Here is a 14,919-nt window from a genome sequence, read left to right on the forward strand (position 1 = left end):
AGGCTTCATGGCGCCAGGGATGGCGCCATGAAGCCTCCATGAAGCCTCCAGGGATGGATTCACGGCGTCCTCCACACCGGGGCAGATAATGGCTCCGGGGATATGGCCAGGGGGGATTTTTCAGAGGCAACCCCCGGGCGCCGCGCACTCCCAAGATAAAGCAGCTGCTTGAAAATGCCGGGCGTCTCACAACCATCGCAAACCACCAAACTCAAAAGGGTGGCTGGCCAACGGATGGGTCGGATACATACAGATCCGGTAGTACTGCAAACCGTCGAAGCGCGGCTCGATGTCGATAGCAAAAACCGGCATGCCATCCTCCGTTTCACCCTCCGGCTGTAGCTGATAGCGCACCGTAGAGGCCGCATCCCGCGGCTCCTCCATGGCGCTGAACCGGCACTCGATGGTGACATCATCACAGCTCAGGCCGTTAAGGTGGGCCTTGACCCGTATCGGCAGCGATTCGCCGTGGAGCAGGCTTGTGGGTGCAGCGTCGATCCGCTCCAGCCAAGTCCCACCCCAGTGCTCGCGCACCCGCTCCTTCCAGCGCGCTAGCTCCTGCGCCCCGCTTAGGCTATCGGCTTGAAGAATCTTGCTCTGCGCGCGGGCCGGGGCATAGAGCTCGCTGACATAGTCCATGACCATGCGCTGGGCATTAAAACGCGGCAATGTCGTGCGCATCGCCGCCTTAGACATCTTCACCCATTCAGTCGCGTAGCCACTGTTGCCACGATTGAAATAGAGCGGAATCACCTCATCAGAGAGGAGGTTGAGTAAATCGCGCGCCTCTTCCCGGTCCCGATACTCAGGATCAAAGCCTGCCGAATGAGGGAGGATCGCCCAACCGTTGCCTTTCTCATAGCCCTCGTCCCACCAGCCGTCGAGCACCGACAGGTTAAGCACGCCGTTGATTGCCGCCTTTTGCCCCGAAGTGCCGCACGCCTCTAGCGGATACTCAGGATTGTTCAGCCAGACATCGACACCGGTTACCAGCTTACGCGCCTGCGCCATGTCGTAGTCTTCGAGCAGGATAATCTTACCGATCAGATCCGGGTCGAGACTCAGCTCGTGGATCCTGCGGATCATCGCCTGACCCTTCTCATCATGGGGGTGGGCCTTACCGGCGAAGATCAAGATAACCGGTCGCTGCGGGTCGTTGAGCAGCTCCTTGAGGCGATCTATCTCATAGAAAATCAGTAGCGCCCGCTTGTAAGTAGCAAAACGCCGTGCAAAGCCGATGACCAGCAGATCCGGATCTGGATTGCTGATATTGCTGGTCATCCGCTCAATCATGGCATCTGACATACCGTTACGCTGGCAACGCTTCAATACTCGCTGATAGACATCGCGCAACAGCTCCGATTTAAGGCTGCGGCGCATACTCCAGAAACGGTGATCAGGCAACTCGTCAACCACTTTCCAGAAATCTTCGTTAAGCAGCTGATTGCGCCAAGCGTGCCAGCGCTGATCAAAGAGATTGGCCCACTCCTGCGCGAGAAAAGTCGGCACATGGATGCCGTTGGTTATCGAGGTTATGGGGTTCTCCTGAGCGGGTATCTCAGGCCAGATATGCTGCTCCATCTGTGAGGCAACACCACCGTGGATAGCGCTGACGCCGTTATGAAAGCGCGAGCCGCGCAGCGCTAGGCTAGTCATGTCAAACCCTTTCTGGCCGTTGCCCAGAGCAAGGATATCTTCGATGGGGATGTCAGTGTCAGCCAAGTTGGGCGCTAGGTGCTCAGCTACCATTTCCGGTTCGAAGATATCGTGGCCGGCGGGTACCGGTGTGTGAGTAGTGAACACGGTCTCGCTGGCGACTGCTTCAATAGCTGTGGCCGAGTCATACCCCTCACTAATCAACTCGCGGCAGCGCTCGACAATCTGAAAGGCTGAGTGGCCTTCGTTGATATGCCAAACACTCGGAGAGATGCCGAGCTTGCGTAGCGCGCGGACACCACCGAGGCCTAGGCAAAGCTCCTGGAGGATGCGCATATGCGCATCGCCGCCGTAGAGCTGATAGGTGATAGCGCGGTCAGCTGCATCATTTTCCGGGACCTCACTGTCGAGCAGATAGATGAGCACATGCCCGGCACGCATCTGCCATACCCGCAGATGTATCTCCCGACCGGGGGCGTCGACGCTAACCTGCACCTGCTCGCCGTCGTCATCGAGGCACGGTGTTATCGGCAGCTCGGAGATGCTGCTCGGGGCGTAATGGGCCTGCTGATTGCCTTCGTGATCAATGGTCTGTGAGAAGTACCCCTGACGGTAGAGCAGCCCCACAGCTACTAACGGCAGACGCAGATCGCTAGCCGCCTTGCAGTGATCTCCGGCGAGGATGCCGAGGCCGCCGGAGTAGAGCGGGACACTTTCGTGGAAGCCAAACTCGGCGCAAAAATAGGCTACCAGATCGTTATCTGGGTCGATGTACGGCGCCACTTTGCTGGTCAGCGCCGCCTGCTCGTGGTAGGTATCGTAGGCCGACAGGGTGCGATTGTAGTCGGCAATGTAGGCCTCATCCTGAGCCGCCTCCTCGAGCTTATGCTGAGCAATACGGCGCAAGAAGACCTTGGGGTTGTGCCCGCAGGCCTCCCAGAGCTCGGGGTCGAGCTGCACAAAAAGCGCTCTAACGTGCCGATCCCAAGAGTAGTAGAGATCCTCAGCCAGCTCTTCGAGGCGGCTTAGATTAGGGGGGATATTGGGTTGAACTTCAAGGGTGAAGATGTTCTCTTTCATGGAGGTCTTAGTGTCTCGGTTGGTCCTAGGTGCTTGTTGCTGACAAGTGGTCAGCTGGTAGCGGGTAGTTTACTAGTCTTAGGATGGCGTGGCTAAGGGAATTTTTGGGGGCGCGTGACCTCCGGTATTCCGCCGGCGCTACCATCCGCCCCGGTGTGGAGGACGCCGTGAATCCATCCCTGGAGGCTTCATGGCGCCATCCCTGGCGCCAAGACCTCCACACCGGGGCGGATGGTAGCGCCGGCGGAGTTTTTAGAGGCCACCAATACTAGCTAGTTGCTGGCGAAGATATCCTCTATATTAGCTTCGTAATATGATAAGTCTATCGAAGTCCTCCGGCACCTCGATCTGCCCTTTCAGGATGCGGTTGAAGAATCCGACCCATGAAAACAACCAAATACTTCGATGCAACCAGACCCCGTCCTGACCGAGCCAGGATTGAGGACGGATGGATTCTACGGGGAAGTGGATGGAAATCCCGGAGGCATAGGCGATGCGGCTGACCAGTGCAGAGCGCGAGGTCATCCTGGATGTGGCGCGCGAGGTTCTCGGTGACGACGTCAAGGTTCGCCTGTTCGGGTTGATGTTTCCTGGGTCGAGTCTCTTAAAGACGATCCGGAGCGGGCTGAGCGACTTGATGCCTTTGTGGCGCGTTATGGACGTATGCAGGATACGATCGGCGATCGGCTTATCCCGAGCCTGATGCGAGATATATTGGAAACGCCTGGCTCTACGCTGGACAATCTAAACCGGATGGAGAAACTGGGTATATTGGCTGCGGTTTCCGATTGGGTCGAGGCCAGGAATTTGCGGAACCGGCTTGTCCATGAGTATATGCGCGATGCCGAAGAGTTTGCTTCGGCTGTCAATCGTGCTCGTGAATGCGTGTCATTGCTGATATCGACCTACAACAATATCCTTGATTATGCAGCTCGACAGCTTGAGCCACCTGATGGCTACATGTGGCCTGAGAGATTAGTCTAATCCTTACTATAAGCCAGGTTGGCTTGCCATCATCTGCGCCTCGAAGAGGCGATCGCTATGCGTCTCCTGCGGGCTCGGATCGACGTAGCTGCCCGGGAGGGGCGTGGGAAGATCATCGCTGAGACGCTCCCGCACCTTGTCGGGAAGACTCTCCCGCAACACTACGGCAGCTCGCTCCGGCGTCTCTAGGGTCGCCTTCAACAGGGCATCGCGAGGATTAGCTGGGTGATCGGCCATCGGCTCTATTCAGCCATTCGATCACTGCCGATTCCGGGTGAGGGCGCCCCACTCAGAGAGAGCGGACTCAAGGCTGATGTAATTGTATTCGCCCCTGCGCAGGGCCCGGGCAATACGCTCCGGTGTGTAACCATCCTGAGGCAATCCGGGTGGGTAGACATAGACCCCACCTCCACGGGCAGCGGGCTTTAGCCAGCCGGCTTCGACCAGCCGAGCGATCCCTGCCTTTCGGGCCTTGGTGCGATCCGAGCGGAACAGGCTATCGAGATCGCGCCGAGTAAAGACGGCGCGGCCCTCATCGGCTTGGGAGTTGAGGATCTTGAGCGCAGTATTCTGACGCATGGCAAGCACCCGCGGAGTACTAGACACAGAGACTAAAAAAAATGGCTTTCGTGTCCAGTTGCTGCCGTCCAAGGAACTCGGGGCGGGGGGGGGCGGGAGACCGAATCGTCAACGAGACCCCCGGTGGGGGTGGCTGCGTGCCGCCGCCGGGCCTCCATACCCTCCAGTTGCGGTCTTGACAACCGTTGGCTGCTAAATTTTAGAAAAATCCCATATAAATAGGGAACTTTTCCCATGTACATGGCCATGTTACGTGAGCAGTATCGTTCCTGCATTCGGGGAATGGAAGCCGCCCTACCGCGCCGCGCAGGAAGCGCTCGGATGCCCTAGGTAGTGAACATCCGCTCGGCAAATTTTTTCTCCGGCTCGCCTTGAACTTCGACGTGGAGCAGTATCCAGGTTGGCTTGCCATCATCGGCGTAAACCTCGACAAGTTTGTCGGCATAATTTCACGGAAAAAGGGGTCTGTCCCCTTTTTGCGCTGCCTGTCCGCCGGGGTTAGTGCGGTATCCGGTAGACGTGCAGGCCGGGGACTTTCTCGAAGTCGCCATCCCCCGTGACGAATGCGCCCCTCGGGTCTACCGTTAGCAGGCAAGCTGCCTGGATCGCATCGGGTGTGCGCAGCCTGTATTGGGCGCGCAGCTCCGTAGCTCTGTCCAGCACGGCGGTGTCTAGCGCTATCACCGAGAGCCCCGGGTCGTCGAAGAAGCCATCCAGTCGCTCCAGTGCCTGCGTGTCGGATTCTCGCAGCGGGCGCACCCGGCACTCTAGCCGGCTCAAGGCTGAGGCCATCAGCACCGGCGTTTCGTCAGAGCCGCGTTCCAGTTCCAAAAGCACCTGCCGGGTGGCATCCCGGGTCTGCCCGTCTCCCTCCAGCAGATAGATGATGGCGCTGGCGTCCAGAAAAACACGCATTAATCGCGCCAGCCTTCGCGCTCCGATTGTAGTTCACGGTCCAGCTCCGCACGGTTGCGCGCTGCGCCGTATGCCTCGTCATCCCCTAGCAGGCGATCCCATAGCCTTTTTCGGGCCTGGGCACCCTCCGATAAGCGCTGGTAAGACTCCTCGCTCAGAATTACGTAGCGGGGGCGGTTGCGCTGGATGACGTGCACCGGCCCGTTTTTCAACGCCTGATCCACCGCGCTGATGCCACGGCGCTTGATCTCTTGTGCGGAAATGACGTTTTCCATCAGTACGACCTCGAGCACTTAATTTAGTATCCATTTTAGCACCGAAATCGAGCAGGGAGGCTCTGGCTCTTAGCTCCCGGGGTAGCGGACGGCCCGGGGTTACGCCCAAAGGAATCCAGCCGAACCGTTCGGCACGATCCAGGTTATCGAGGGCAGGGCCTACGCGCTCGCCGTCCGTCGAGAAGTCCTCCGGCACCTCGATCTGCCCTTTCAGGATGCGGTTGAAGAATCCGACCCATGAAAACAACCAAATACTTCGATGCAACCAGAACCCGTCCTGACCGAGCCAGGATTGAGGACGAATGGATTCTACGGACCATAGAAAACCCCGAGCATGAGCACGTCCAAGAAGATCTACGAGTGCGGCGATGGGCCCGGATTCCTGAGGCTGGGGGTCGCTACCTTCGGGTAATTTTGCTTCCGGACCGAGAGACGGTCCATAATGCTTTTTTCGATAGAGGTTTCAGGCCATGAAATTGCAGTATTTCGAGGATACGGACACCTTGTACATCGAGTTCCAGAGCCGAGCGATCTCGGAAACCAGAGACCTGGACGAAAACACGATTCTTGACCTAGATTCGGAAGGGAACGTTTGCGCAATTACCTTTGAGCATGCCAGTCAGCGTACTGACGTAAACCACCTGCATGTAGAAGGCCTAGCTGCATAACAAAGGGTTAGACAATGGATCTGTGCGACCTATCTTAGGGTTAAGGCAAAGGATTGTCAGGCGGGGTAGGGTATGTCGAGACAGGGAGGCGTGAGGGATTACGCTAGTCAAGGCACGGATGCTGTAATGGGACGAGCGCGCTGGGGATCTGTGAGCAAGGATGCTGCCATCCCTAGAGCCCCAAGTCGTGCACTTTGGCGGCGGAGCGAGTGCAGCAAGGGGGCCTTCTCAAAGGGGCACACCAAGCCGCCAAGGCCTATTTATTACATGCTTGGGCCCTTGGAAAGCTCTTACGACGTTGGTTAGCAGGGATCGGGCTGCCAGCCTTGCGGGCCATACTAGTCTTCAGCGAAGACGTCCTCGATGCGTTCGGCATCAAGGATCCGGTCGAGCCACATCTCCAGTTCTCCTAGCGCTGCACGCTCAACCCGAGCCCGTGACGCCTCTTTGGCTTCCGCCCCGAACTTGCGCTCAATTTGCCGAAGTAGCGTCTTGGTGGCCGTCTGGTGACTGCCTCTCTTCTGACCTCTCTTCTCTCCTCGCTTCTCTCCTCGCTTGATCCACTCTTCAGCTACCGTCATCACCAACTCCTCCGCTCGATCCGGTCGCGTCTGCTCCAGAGCCTGACGTACGTCCTTCTCCTGGATGTAACTATACACCCTCGCAATATACACCAACAGCGGCTTCTCCAGTGGATGCCCGGGCGGCAGATCGCGCAATAGCTTGATCAGATCGTCTCGATCCAGGTCCTCGACAAACGCCCAGGCGTCGACTTGTGCTTGATGAGCACGTAGAGAAAGACCGGGCGACCATCGCGCATCTGCGCCTCGAAGAGGCGATCGCTATGCGTCTCCTGCAGGCTCGGATCGACGTAGCTGCCCGGGAGGGGCGTGGGAAGATCATCGCTGAGACGCTCCCGCACCTTGTCGGGAAGGCTCTCCCGTAACACTACGGCAGCTCGCTCCGGCGTCTCCAGGGTCACCTTCAGCAAGGCATCGTGAGGATTAGCTGGGTGATCGGCCATCGGCTCTATTCAGCCATTCGATCACTGCCGGTTCCGGGTGAGGGCGCATCACCTCGGAGACAGCATTTGTGTCGAGCAGGATCATCCTATATCTGGTGTTCTGCGAGGTAATCCGGGTCTTGTACATCGCGCTGCACCACGGCAGTACGCACCAGCACGCTCTACCTGCTGGTGATACCGCTCTGTAGGCTCCGGGCCGAACTTCTCCTGGAGCTGTAAGAGCAGCAGCTTACCCTGGCCCTCCTGCCTCCAATGCTCGTGCCACTTATCCACCCGCTCAGCCAGCATTTTATGCACCTCCTCCAACTCCTGCGCTCGATCAATGAGCTCCCGATCCGGCTCCGGCACATGTTTGCGCCGCAGATAGACCCGACGGAACCAAGTGAGAAACGCTCTCCTTCCGGACGAAGCCAGTGAGCAGGTCGCTGACCATCCGCGGATAGGAGAAGAGCATCTTGTAGGTGTTGTCGTTTTCCTGGGGCACCGTCAGCCCCGCCGAGGCGACGTCCTCATGGACTTCCTCGCCGCCGATACGCAGGCATCGGGTGCCGCGGCCATTGGCGATATTGTCGCCGGGGCAATAGTAACTTGGCGTCGCGTTGCGGCCGACGAGGAGCTTGCGTGCGCAGCACCCGCAGGTGGCGAGTCCCTGGAGGAGCGCCCCGATTTATTCCGTAGGCAGGTATATGATCAGTTAGGTCTTGACAACGTAATCGCCGGGATTCCGCTTATGGTATGGACTCTCGACGTAGCGCACGCGGTCGGTCAACTCTAGAGTTCGTTAGATAACCGCCTCGAAGTTTGCCAGGCGCTCAGCAGTAATGACCAGTCCCTGGGCGGCCAGCGTTTCAAGATAGTCACTGACTGATTTCTCTGGGTTCTTGAGGGCCTCTCGGTGAGTCTTAGCCACGTTGACGACTGCGCCTTCGTGCAAATCCATTTGTCGCTCTACGAAAATGTCAGGGTGAAGCGCTTCGATGTCGTACTGGCCAAGCGCTTCGGCCGGGAAGTCGTCCAGGTTGAATGTAATGATATTCTGTGCGCCGACACGAATCGCGGCCGCCAAGACGTGCGGTCATCCGGGTCGGGAAGATCCAAGCAACTCTCGAGTTGCTCATACCCTTCAACCAAGCAATCCGGAACCGCCTTATTCATCAGCGCCCGCGTCCGAACAAGCTGGTTTTGGAGTTCCGGACGGTCCCGCAACACACTATGGATCCATTCATCGTGAATCCTCTCCGTCCATTTCGCAGCAAAGAACCCCGAAACCGCTAAGCGTAGAAGAAAATCCCGTAATGGCGCGGGGTAGAGCACGCAGGCATCATAAATGACGGTGGTGCGCATTCAGTAGCCCATGTTGTACTCTTGTGCTTGCTCCACCAGCTCATCTAGCGCCGCTTTGCTGCTCTCATCACGCTGGGCTTTGTACGCCATCAAGTGCTCGTACCGGATGCGCCGGTGCGTGCCCACGCGGGTAAAGGGGATGGCGCCCTGTTCAAGCAGCTTAACCAGGTGCGGGCGCGAAACATTCAATAGATCGGCAGCCTGCTGAGTGGTGAGCTCCGCATGGGTCGGAACAATGGTAACCGCGTTGCCTTGCGCCATCTCCGCAAGCAGATCCCGCAGCAGAGCGAGGGCATGCCTTGGCAGCACCAGATCCCTGCCATCCAGTTGGACCCGCGCCCTGTCGGCCTCCGGGAGCTGAGTCAGCAACCTGCTGATTTCCTCCGCACTTGCTCGCGCAAGCGTTGCCGTAGCCTGATCCGGCAACGGCTGACGATCATCGACGGTGTTCATCACGAAGGGCTCCTCCAAGATACTGCATGCCTTTCACTCGGATCATATTCGAAACAAACGAAAGGCGCAATGCTCACGGGAAATCCGCACGGAAGGGCACCATGTATCACCGGGGATATGCGCCCCCGTGCGTAAAACGCACGCTAGGATGCTGCCGGTCGAAACGGCGTATGGCGCAGCTTAACGGCCTGGCGTTTGCTGCGTTCACCGCGCCGATCGTAGCCGGCGGTGGTTTGGGGGCTGCTGTGCCCCATCAGGTGTTAATCGGTCTCCCGATCCACGGCCCGCGGGCGATCGGATCGTCATCGAGACCCCCTGTGGGGGCGTCTGCGTGCCGCCGCCGGGTCTCCATACCCTCCAGTTGCGGTCTTGACAACCGTTGGCTGCTAAATTTTAGAAAAATCCCATATAAATAGGGAACTTTTACCATGTACATGGCCATGTTACGTGAGCAGTATCGTTCCTGCATTCGGGGAATGGAAGCCGCCCCACCGCGCCGCGCAGGAAGCGCTCGGATGCCCTAGGTAGTTGTCTAAGTACACGGATCTGTGCGGCCTATCTTAGGGTTAAGGCAAAGGATTGTCAGGCGGGGTAGGGTATGTCGAGACAGGGAGGCGAGAGGGATTACGCTAGTCAAGGCACGGATGCTGTAACGGGATGAGCGCGCTGGGGATGTGTGAGCAAGGATGCTGCCATCCCTAGAGCCCCAACTCGTGGGCTTTGGCGGCGGAGCGAGTGCAGCAAGGGGGTCTTCTCAAAGGGGCACACCAAGCCGCCAAGACCCATTACGTGCTTGGCCCCTTGGAAAGCTCTTACAACGTTGGTTAGCAGGGATCGGGCAGCCAGCCTTGCGGGTCATACTAGTCGTCAGCGAAGACGTCCTCGATGCGTTCGGCATCAAGGATCCGGTCAAGCCACATCTCCAACTCCTCGAATTCAGCATGCTCCACCCGAGCACGCGATGCCTCCTTAGTTGTCGGGCCAAACTTGCGCTCGATCAAACGTAGGAGTGTCTCGGCCGCATGCTCCTGACGGCCCTCCTGACGGCCCTCCTGAAGGCCCTCTTGGCGGCCCTCCTGACGGCCCTTTTTGATTCCGGCACGCTCAAAACTAGTCACGTATGGCATCTGGTAATCCTCCTCCAATTCATGGGCCTCGGTGATAAACGCCTCCTCCAGGTCCTCGGGCAACTGTATCAACCAGTCGATGAGACGCATAAGCTCCTTAGTCTCATCCTTACTGTAGCCACGCTCGAGCAGCATGCGGGTCAGCCCCAGCTTAACTTCTTTGCGCTGGTGCGGATCGTGCTCGTTCTTCGCGGCCAGCTGGGCTAGAACCACACAGGCAAAGGGATTGAGATCAGCCTCCAGCTCCGCCCAGCGCTGCTGCCAGTCTAAAAGTTTAGCCACCGGGAAGCTAAACTCTAGGCGGCAGCCCAGCCGCTCGTAGCGATAAGTATCCGAGCGAAAGCTAGGGGAGGTGTCCGTGAGCACCGCTACACTGACGATATCCCGCTGGTAGCGATCATAAAGCCGATAGTGATAGGTGAACATCCGCTCGGCAAATTTTTTCTCCGGCTCGCCTTGAACTTCGACGTGGAGCAGTATCCAAGTTGGCTTGCCATCATCGGCGTAAACCTCGACAAGTTTGTCGGCATACCGCCGACCCGAATCAGCATCCCGAATAATCTGCTGAAGCTCCTTATCGCGAAAATGAGATCCCTTCGACCAGTCGATCTGTTCATGGATCTGCGGGAAGAGCAGCGCCATGGCGTGTTCAAGGTAATACTCCAGCGCCTCCTTCCACGGCGAGTCGTAGTCGCTTTTCTCACTATCCGTATGTGATGTCTGCGTCATTTCAAAGCTGGTTCCAGTCCAAGCCAAGCCAATTAAGATCAATATACCTGTCTATAGTCGGGGCGACTGCAGCAAAAGACAAGCCGTCAGGGAGAGGAGGGCGCCAACAGAGTGGTGGTGGCCGCCCAAAAGCCACCACCCCATAAGCGCGTCGTAAGCTGCACTAGCTGTCTTGGTGTTGTGCTAGGCTATATTGCAAGCATTAAAGAGGTGATCACCCACTGGCTCAAGCGTCACTTAATGCATTGACCGATGAGCAGATCGCCCAGGCGACCGGATTGAGCGTTGAGGATATCGCCAAGCTACGCGCCGATGGGCAGGGCGAGCACTGACTGTAGTGCTTAAAAATTATTAAGCGCTCTGAACTGTTCTAGTGAGGCATTCCAGAGCAATGCGTGGTGGCGGAGTAGTTCTCAATGCCGGAGGCGAAGACTATCCGGCGCACCTCAGAGTGTTCTTTTAGGTAGGAGTGCGGACTTTGTTCTAATTGAGCGATGCCGAGCGCCAACGACCCCGCCAAGCCACTGTACGAGACCTTGTGCGATCAGACAGCTGGCGTGCTGAAACAGCGGCTTGCCTTGCTCCCCTCTGGCGGAGCAGGTCTGAACCGCAAAGGCGATCTAGTTGAAGCGATCTACGTATCCACGCCGTGAACAACCAAGTGCAAGCTTTACTCGGGTATTGGAAAGCACATAGCAAATGGCCACTCAGCTCAACCTTTACAACAGAAAGCAACAGGTATAGCTTATGGCCTATAATCAAGGCAAGAAAGCGGAGCATGTGGCAAATCATTTTTACTGAGCGCTTTGAAGGGTGGCTTCGCGGGCTTAGCGATGATGATCGGGTAGCTGTTCTTGCGGTCATCAATCTTCTGAAGGAGAGAGGGCCTGAGCTGCCAAGGCCTCATGCAGACACAGTTAACGGTTCGCATTACACGAACATGAAAGAGCTCAGGATCCAGAGCCAGGGGCGACCGCTGCGAGCGTTTTTGCGTTTGATCCGCTGCGCCAGGGCGTTGTGTTGTGCGCAGGAAACAAAGGCGGGAAGGATAAACGGTTTTATAAAGACATGATCCCGGTGGCTGACAATGAGTTTGCAGCCCACCTAGAGGGACTAAACAGGAGAGACAACGATGGCACGCACTCTTGAAGATTATCTTGCTGACGAAAAACCGGAGGTCGTGCAGCGCGCAAAGGAGAAGGCCGACGAGATGCGCCTGGAGATGCATCTGGCCGAAATTCGTCAAAAATGCGAAATGACTCAAGCACAGCTAGCAAGAATTATGGATGTGAAACAGCCGACCGTTGCCGGCCTTGAGCGTGAGGGTAAAGATCTGCGGCTGAGTACACTAAAGCGCTATGTAGAGAGCTTGGGTGGGCGTGTGCGCCTGGATATTGAGCTTCCGGATGGCACCCATAACGACTTTCCGGTCTGACCTCCCTCCGCTTTAGCTGTAGCGTCTTAAGCGAACCAAGGGCGCTGAATCACCTCGCAATTGAAGTGCATATGTACTAGCTGCTGGCGAAGATATCCTCTACGCTCTCGGCATCGAGAATTCGGTCAAGCCACACCTCCAACTCCTCGAATTCAGCATGCTCCACCGAGCACGCGATGCCTCCTTAGTTGCCGGGCCAAACTTGCGCTCGATCAAACGTAGGAGTGTCTCGGCCGCATGCTCCTGACGGCCCTCCTGACGGCCCTTTTTGATTCCGGCACGCTCAAAACTCGTCACATATGGCATCTGGTAATCCTCCTCCAATTCATGGGCCTCGGTGATAAACGCCTCCTCCAGATCCTCAGGCAACTGTATCAACCAGTCGATGAGACGCATAAGCTCCTTAGTCTCATCCTTACTGTAGCCACGCTCGAGCAGCATGCGGGTCAGCCCCAGCTTGACTTCTTTGCGCTGGTGCGGATCGTGCTCGTTCTTCGCGGCCAGCTGGGCTAGAACCACACATGCAAGAAAGACAAGCCGCTAGGGAGAGGGCGATGTCGACAGCGTTGCGGTGGCCGCCCACAAGGCCACCTCAGGATGCCCCGCACAACGCCTCCGGCGGCTCGAAGCCGATATCATCCGGTTGCCGGCTCGCGGCGAAGAAGTCCCGATACCACCGCACCGTGCGCTCGACGCCCTCGCGCCAGGGCACCTGCGGCTCGTAGCCGAGCTCCTCCCGGCACTTGGTCAGATCCGGGCAGCGGCACCGTCTCCGGTGTCGGGATTGACGCATCGAATAGATCCATGGTGGCGGCGCAGTTATCGCTGCCGGAGGTGATGACCATCCGGCCAACTCAGCGCGTTGGAGCACGCTTCGGCGGAGCCAGACCGCCGCACTCTGTTAACGCGCGGCTTATGGCTGGCGTTATGTGCGGTTGATACCCGTGGCGTTACAGGTTACACTTAAGGCATGATTCGAAGCTCCAAGCACAAGGGCTTGGCCGATGTTGATGCACAATCCCCCCCACCCTGGTGCAGTGTTGCGTGAGCTTTGTCTAGAGCCCATGGGCCTCTCTGTAACGGCCGCTGCAGAAGCTTTGGGAGTAAGTCGAAAAACCTTGAGTGCTGTGTTGAACGGCAAAGCTGGCATTAGTCCAGAGATGGCCATTCGGCTTTCTATTGCGTTTGATACTTCGGCAGAGAGTTGGCTGAACCAGCAGTCCCAGTATGAGCTCTGGCATGCTGAGCAGCATCGTAAAGAGCTCAAGGTAAAGAAGCTTGTCGCCGCCTGACTCAACATCCTCACTGCAGCCACGTTCGAGCAGCATGCGGGTCAGCCCCAGCTTAACTTCTTTGCGCTGGTGCGGATCGTGCTCGTTCTTCGCGGCCAGCTGGGCTAGAACCACACAGGCAAGAAAGAGAGGCCGCTAGGGAGAGGACGATGTCGACAGCGTGGCGGTGGCCGCATAAAAGACCACCTCTCACTTAAAGGAGGCCATCAAGCCGCCAAGGATTGATGATTTTCAGGCCGCTTCCAGAGAAATCAGACTCGTTGCGAGTAGCGACTGCCATGCCGTTACGACGGGCTATGGCGGCGATTTGCCCATCCGGGGCCGATAGAGGACGGCCGCTCCGGCGTCGAGATGCCATTATGAGCCCGTAATAACGGGCAGACGCCTCATCAAAGTCGAGGACGCGTTGTGCGAAGGCCTTGTGGATGAAGGTCTCAAAGCGCGCGCGAAGGTCTTCACGGCGCTGACTCTCGGGCATGGCATGAAGGCCGTACTCGATCTCGGCGATGGTGATAGAGCTCACATATAGTGAACCGCCATCGGCTCTATTTACCCATTCGATTACTGCCGATTCCGGGTGCGGGCGCATCACCTCGGAGACAACATTTGTGTCAAGCAGGATCATCCTTTCGGCGTGACCGGGTCGTGAGGGTCATGGTGCGGAAGCTCCAGCTCCACACCGTGCGCGGGACCGAACGTAGTCCGGGCGAGATCGCCCAAGCGCTCTGGCCCCGACACGGCCGACTGCAGGATGCGCCTCACTTCCTCCTCCATAGATACGCCGTGTCGGTCGGCCCGGGCCCGCAGGAGCCGTAGCGTTTCCTCATCGAGACGGCGGACGCTGATGCTGCTCATAGCCTGCTTCCCCTTGATTTCCGGCTGCTAGCACATGATAGCAAAATGCTGAGCATAAGCCCAAAAGAATGCGGTCGGCTCGAGATGGACTAATCCCGTCAATACTGCGGGCACGCTGCCCGTTCAAGCCGAGCAGCATCCGGGTGACGTTATGATCAGCGGCTGCGGGAAGTGGATGGAAATTCCGGAGGCATAGGCGATGCGGCTGACCAGTGCGGAGCGCGAGGTCATCCTGGATGTGGCGCGCGAGGTTCTCGGTGACGACGTCAAGGTTCGCCTGTTCGGGTCGCGTGTTGATGATAGCGCACGTGGTGGCGACATCGATTTGTTAATCGAGTGCGACGAGCAGGTCCAGAACCGCGCGTCAGCGGCGAGTCGGGTAGCGGCGCTGCTGCAAATGCGGCTCGGTGATCAGCGTATCGATGTCCTGATTCTGGATCCGTCGACCACACGACTTCCGGTCCATGACGAGGCCCTTCGAGAAGGAGTGGAGATTTGAGCCG

Annotated in this window: 23 protein-coding genes; 8 read left to right on the top strand and 15 right to left on the bottom strand. The window is 57.8% G+C overall.

Annotation, left to right across the window (positions count from 1 at the left end):
• Positions 1-186 precede the first annotated feature (186 nt).
• Positions 187-2,736, bottom strand: coding sequence for an alpha-glucan family phosphorylase (gene glgP, locus HH1059_RS01530; RefSeq protein WP_096407514.1), 2,550 nt, complete (start codon positions 2,734-2,736; stop codon positions 187-189).
• Between the two features lie 493 nt (positions 2,737-3,229).
• Here glgP and HH1059_RS13700 point away from each other — a divergent pair, with 493 nt between their 5' ends.
• Together HH1059_RS13700 and HH1059_RS01535 are read left to right on the top strand one after the other, a co-directional pair.
• Positions 3,230-3,439: a hypothetical protein gene (locus HH1059_RS13700; protein ID WP_231901990.1), complete on the top strand. Its 210-nt coding sequence runs from the start codon at positions 3,230-3,232 to the stop codon at positions 3,437-3,439.
• Complete coding sequence (locus tag HH1059_RS01535; protein WP_231901991.1) at positions 3,400-3,720, top strand: hypothetical protein; 321 nt, start codon at positions 3,400-3,402, stop codon at positions 3,718-3,720. The genes HH1059_RS13700 and HH1059_RS01535 overlap by 40 nt, the downstream gene beginning before the upstream one ends.
• 6 nt (positions 3,721-3,726) lie before the next feature.
• Here HH1059_RS01535 and HH1059_RS01540 read toward each other — a convergent pair whose 3' ends face one another.
• The 4 genes from HH1059_RS01540 to HH1059_RS01555 all read right to left on the bottom strand — a co-directional run bounded on the left by HH1059_RS01540 (position 3,727) and on the right by HH1059_RS01555 (position 5,489).
• Positions 3,727-3,957: an Rpn family recombination-promoting nuclease/putative transposase gene (locus HH1059_RS01540; protein WP_096407516.1), complete on the bottom strand. Its 231-nt coding sequence runs from the start codon at positions 3,955-3,957 to the stop codon at positions 3,727-3,729.
• A 21-nt stretch (positions 3,958-3,978) separates the two neighbouring features.
• Positions 3,979-4,299, bottom strand: a complete 321-nt coding sequence (locus HH1059_RS01545; protein ID WP_096407519.1) for a hypothetical protein — start codon at positions 4,297-4,299, stop codon at positions 3,979-3,981.
• Between the two features lie 498 nt (positions 4,300-4,797).
• Positions 4,798-5,214 carry a type II toxin-antitoxin system VapC family toxin gene (locus HH1059_RS01550; protein ID WP_096407521.1) on the bottom strand — a complete coding sequence of 139 codons (417 nt, stop codon included), beginning with the start codon at positions 5,212-5,214 and terminating at the stop codon, positions 4,798-4,800.
• A complete protein-coding gene (locus HH1059_RS01555) occupies positions 5,214-5,489 on the bottom strand; it encodes a type II toxin-antitoxin system Phd/YefM family antitoxin (RefSeq protein ID WP_096410287.1) in 276 nt (91 codons plus the stop codon). Before HH1059_RS01555 ends, HH1059_RS01550 begins: the two co-directional genes overlap by 1 nt.
• Before the next feature lie 470 nt (positions 5,490-5,959).
• On the opposite strand from HH1059_RS01555, the gene HH1059_RS01565 reads away from it, so the two are divergent.
• Positions 5,960-6,157, top strand: a complete 198-nt coding sequence (locus tag HH1059_RS01565; protein WP_096407525.1) for a DUF2283 domain-containing protein — start codon at positions 5,960-5,962, stop codon at positions 6,155-6,157.
• 338 nt (positions 6,158-6,495) lie between these two features.
• On the opposite strand, the gene HH1059_RS01570 is transcribed toward HH1059_RS01565, so the two are convergent.
• From HH1059_RS01570 to HH1059_RS13645, 3 genes are all read right to left on the bottom strand, one after another.
• Positions 6,496-6,816: an RpnC/YadD family protein gene (locus tag HH1059_RS01570; RefSeq protein WP_162549282.1), complete on the bottom strand. Its 321-nt coding sequence runs from the start codon at positions 6,814-6,816 to the stop codon at positions 6,496-6,498.
• A gap of 68 nt (positions 6,817-6,884) precedes the next feature.
• Complete coding sequence (locus HH1059_RS01575; RefSeq protein WP_096407530.1) at positions 6,885-7,181, bottom strand: Rpn family recombination-promoting nuclease/putative transposase; 297 nt, start codon at positions 7,179-7,181, stop codon at positions 6,885-6,887.
• Positions 7,162-7,308 carry a PIN domain-containing protein gene (locus HH1059_RS13645; RefSeq protein WP_197710729.1) on the bottom strand — a complete coding sequence of 49 codons (147 nt, stop codon included), beginning with the start codon at positions 7,306-7,308 and terminating at the stop codon, positions 7,162-7,164. Before HH1059_RS13645 ends, HH1059_RS01575 begins: the two co-directional genes overlap by 20 nt.
• 255 nt (positions 7,309-7,563) lie before the next feature.
• Here HH1059_RS13645 and HH1059_RS13040 point away from each other — a divergent pair, with 255 nt between their 5' ends.
• A complete protein-coding gene (locus tag HH1059_RS13040; protein ID WP_162549283.1) occupies positions 7,564-7,956 on the top strand; it encodes a hypothetical protein in 393 nt (130 codons plus the stop codon).
• Between the two features lie 6 nt (positions 7,957-7,962).
• Here the strand turns inward: HH1059_RS13040 and HH1059_RS13705 are convergent, their stop codons facing one another.
• The 3 genes from HH1059_RS13705 to HH1059_RS01615 form a co-directional block, all read right to left on the bottom strand.
• Positions 7,963-8,247 carry a VapC50 family PIN domain-containing toxin gene (locus HH1059_RS13705; RefSeq protein ID WP_231901992.1) on the bottom strand — a complete coding sequence of 95 codons (285 nt, stop codon included), beginning with the start codon at positions 8,245-8,247 and terminating at the stop codon, positions 7,963-7,965.
• A gap of 278 nt (positions 8,248-8,525) precedes the next feature.
• A complete protein-coding gene (locus HH1059_RS01600; RefSeq protein WP_096407535.1) occupies positions 8,526-8,978 on the bottom strand; it encodes a helix-turn-helix domain-containing protein in 453 nt (150 codons plus the stop codon).
• Positions 8,979-9,838: 860 nt separating this feature from the next.
• On the bottom strand, positions 9,839-10,834 hold the full coding sequence (locus HH1059_RS01615; RefSeq protein WP_096410288.1) for a DUF4351 domain-containing protein: 996 nt from the start codon (positions 10,832-10,834) through the stop codon (positions 9,839-9,841).
• Between the two features lie 778 nt (positions 10,835-11,612).
• Between HH1059_RS01615 and HH1059_RS01620 the strand changes: the two genes are divergently transcribed.
• Positions 11,613-11,906, top strand: coding sequence for a type II toxin-antitoxin system RelE/ParE family toxin (locus HH1059_RS01620; RefSeq protein ID WP_231901993.1), 294 nt, complete (start codon positions 11,613-11,615; stop codon positions 11,904-11,906).
• Positions 11,907-11,966: 60 nt separating this feature from the next.
• Positions 11,967-12,269, top strand: a complete 303-nt coding sequence (locus HH1059_RS01625; protein WP_096407540.1) for a helix-turn-helix domain-containing protein — start codon at positions 11,967-11,969, stop codon at positions 12,267-12,269.
• Positions 12,270-12,368: 99 nt separating this feature from the next.
• Here HH1059_RS01625 and HH1059_RS01630 read toward each other — a convergent pair whose 3' ends face one another.
• A complete protein-coding gene (locus tag HH1059_RS01630; protein WP_096407543.1) occupies positions 12,369-12,788 on the bottom strand; it encodes an RpnC/YadD family protein in 420 nt (139 codons plus the stop codon).
• Between the two features lie 73 nt (positions 12,789-12,861).
• A complete protein-coding gene (locus tag HH1059_RS01635) occupies positions 12,862-13,140 on the bottom strand; it encodes a hypothetical protein (protein ID WP_162549247.1) in 279 nt (92 codons plus the stop codon).
• Between the two features lie 133 nt (positions 13,141-13,273).
• Here HH1059_RS01635 and HH1059_RS01640 point away from each other — a divergent pair, with 133 nt between their 5' ends.
• Entirely contained in the window at positions 13,274-13,561 is a 288-nt protein-coding gene (locus HH1059_RS01640; protein WP_096407547.1) for a HigA family addiction module antitoxin, read from the top strand.
• A 193-nt stretch (positions 13,562-13,754) separates the two neighbouring features.
• On the opposite strand, the gene HH1059_RS01645 is transcribed toward HH1059_RS01640, so the two are convergent.
• Both HH1059_RS01645 and HH1059_RS14030 read right to left on the bottom strand, forming a co-directional pair.
• Entirely contained in the window at positions 13,755-14,186 is a 432-nt protein-coding gene (locus tag HH1059_RS01645) for a type II toxin-antitoxin system VapC family toxin (protein ID WP_096407549.1), read from the bottom strand.
• Positions 14,183-14,416 carry a FitA-like ribbon-helix-helix domain-containing protein gene (locus HH1059_RS14030; RefSeq protein ID WP_096407551.1) on the bottom strand — a complete coding sequence of 78 codons (234 nt, stop codon included), beginning with the start codon at positions 14,414-14,416 and terminating at the stop codon, positions 14,183-14,185. The genes HH1059_RS01645 and HH1059_RS14030 overlap by 4 nt, the downstream gene beginning before the upstream one ends.
• Positions 14,417-14,615: 199 nt before the next feature.
• Between HH1059_RS14030 and HH1059_RS01655 the strand changes: the two genes are divergently transcribed.
• On the top strand, positions 14,616-14,915 hold the full coding sequence (locus HH1059_RS01655) for a nucleotidyltransferase domain-containing protein (protein WP_096407553.1): 300 nt from the start codon (positions 14,616-14,618) through the stop codon (positions 14,913-14,915).
• Positions 14,916-14,919 lie beyond the last annotated feature (4 nt).

Source organism: Halorhodospira halochloris (genome assembly GCF_002356555.2).
Classification (GTDB): Bacteria; Pseudomonadota; Gammaproteobacteria; order Nitrococcales; family Halorhodospiraceae; genus Halorhodospira; species Halorhodospira halochloris.

Excerpts from the sequence above, each read along its gene's own strand:
- glgP (WP_096407514.1), bottom strand. The coding sequence starts at position 2,736 with ATGAAAGAGAACATCTTCACCCTTGAAGTTCAACCCAATATCCCCCCT.
- HH1059_RS13700 (WP_231901990.1), top strand. The coding sequence starts at position 3,230 with ATGCGGCTGACCAGTGCAGAGCGCGAGGTCATCCTGGATGTGGCGCGC.
- HH1059_RS01535 (WP_231901991.1), top strand. The coding sequence starts at position 3,400 with ATGCAGGATACGATCGGCGATCGGCTTATCCCGAGCCTGATGCGAGAT.
- HH1059_RS01540 (WP_096407516.1), bottom strand. The coding sequence starts at position 3,957 with ATGGCCGATCACCCAGCTAATCCTCGCGATGCCCTGTTGAAGGCGACC.
- HH1059_RS01545 (WP_096407519.1), bottom strand. The coding sequence starts at position 4,299 with ATGCGTCAGAATACTGCGCTCAAGATCCTCAACTCCCAAGCCGATGAG.
- HH1059_RS01550 (WP_096407521.1), bottom strand. The coding sequence starts at position 5,214 with ATGCGTGTTTTTCTGGACGCCAGCGCCATCATCTATCTGCTGGAGGGA.
- HH1059_RS01555 (WP_096410287.1), bottom strand. The coding sequence starts at position 5,489 with ATGGAAAACGTCATTTCCGCACAAGAGATCAAGCGCCGTGGCATCAGC.
- HH1059_RS01565 (WP_096407525.1), top strand. The coding sequence starts at position 5,960 with ATGAAATTGCAGTATTTCGAGGATACGGACACCTTGTACATCGAGTTC.
- HH1059_RS01575 (WP_096407530.1), bottom strand. The coding sequence starts at position 7,181 with ATGGCCGATCACCCAGCTAATCCTCACGATGCCTTGCTGAAGGTGACC.
- HH1059_RS13645 (WP_197710729.1), bottom strand. The coding sequence starts at position 7,308 with ATGTACAAGACCCGGATTACCTCGCAGAACACCAGATATAGGATGATC.
- HH1059_RS01600 (WP_096407535.1), bottom strand. The coding sequence starts at position 8,978 with ATGAACACCGTCGATGATCGTCAGCCGTTGCCGGATCAGGCTACGGCA.
- HH1059_RS01615 (WP_096410288.1), bottom strand. The coding sequence starts at position 10,834 with ATGACGCAGACATCACATACGGATAGTGAGAAAAGCGACTACGACTCG.
- HH1059_RS01620 (WP_231901993.1), top strand. The coding sequence starts at position 11,613 with ATGTGGCAAATCATTTTTACTGAGCGCTTTGAAGGGTGGCTTCGCGGG.
- HH1059_RS01625 (WP_096407540.1), top strand. The coding sequence starts at position 11,967 with ATGGCACGCACTCTTGAAGATTATCTTGCTGACGAAAAACCGGAGGTC.
- HH1059_RS01640 (WP_096407547.1), top strand. The coding sequence starts at position 13,274 with ATGTTGATGCACAATCCCCCCCACCCTGGTGCAGTGTTGCGTGAGCTT.
- HH1059_RS01645 (WP_096407549.1), bottom strand. The coding sequence starts at position 14,186 with ATGATCCTGCTTGACACAAATGTTGTCTCCGAGGTGATGCGCCCGCAC.
- HH1059_RS14030 (WP_096407551.1), bottom strand. The coding sequence starts at position 14,416 with ATGAGCAGCATCAGCGTCCGCCGTCTCGATGAGGAAACGCTACGGCTC.
- HH1059_RS01655 (WP_096407553.1), top strand. The coding sequence starts at position 14,616 with ATGCGGCTGACCAGTGCGGAGCGCGAGGTCATCCTGGATGTGGCGCGC.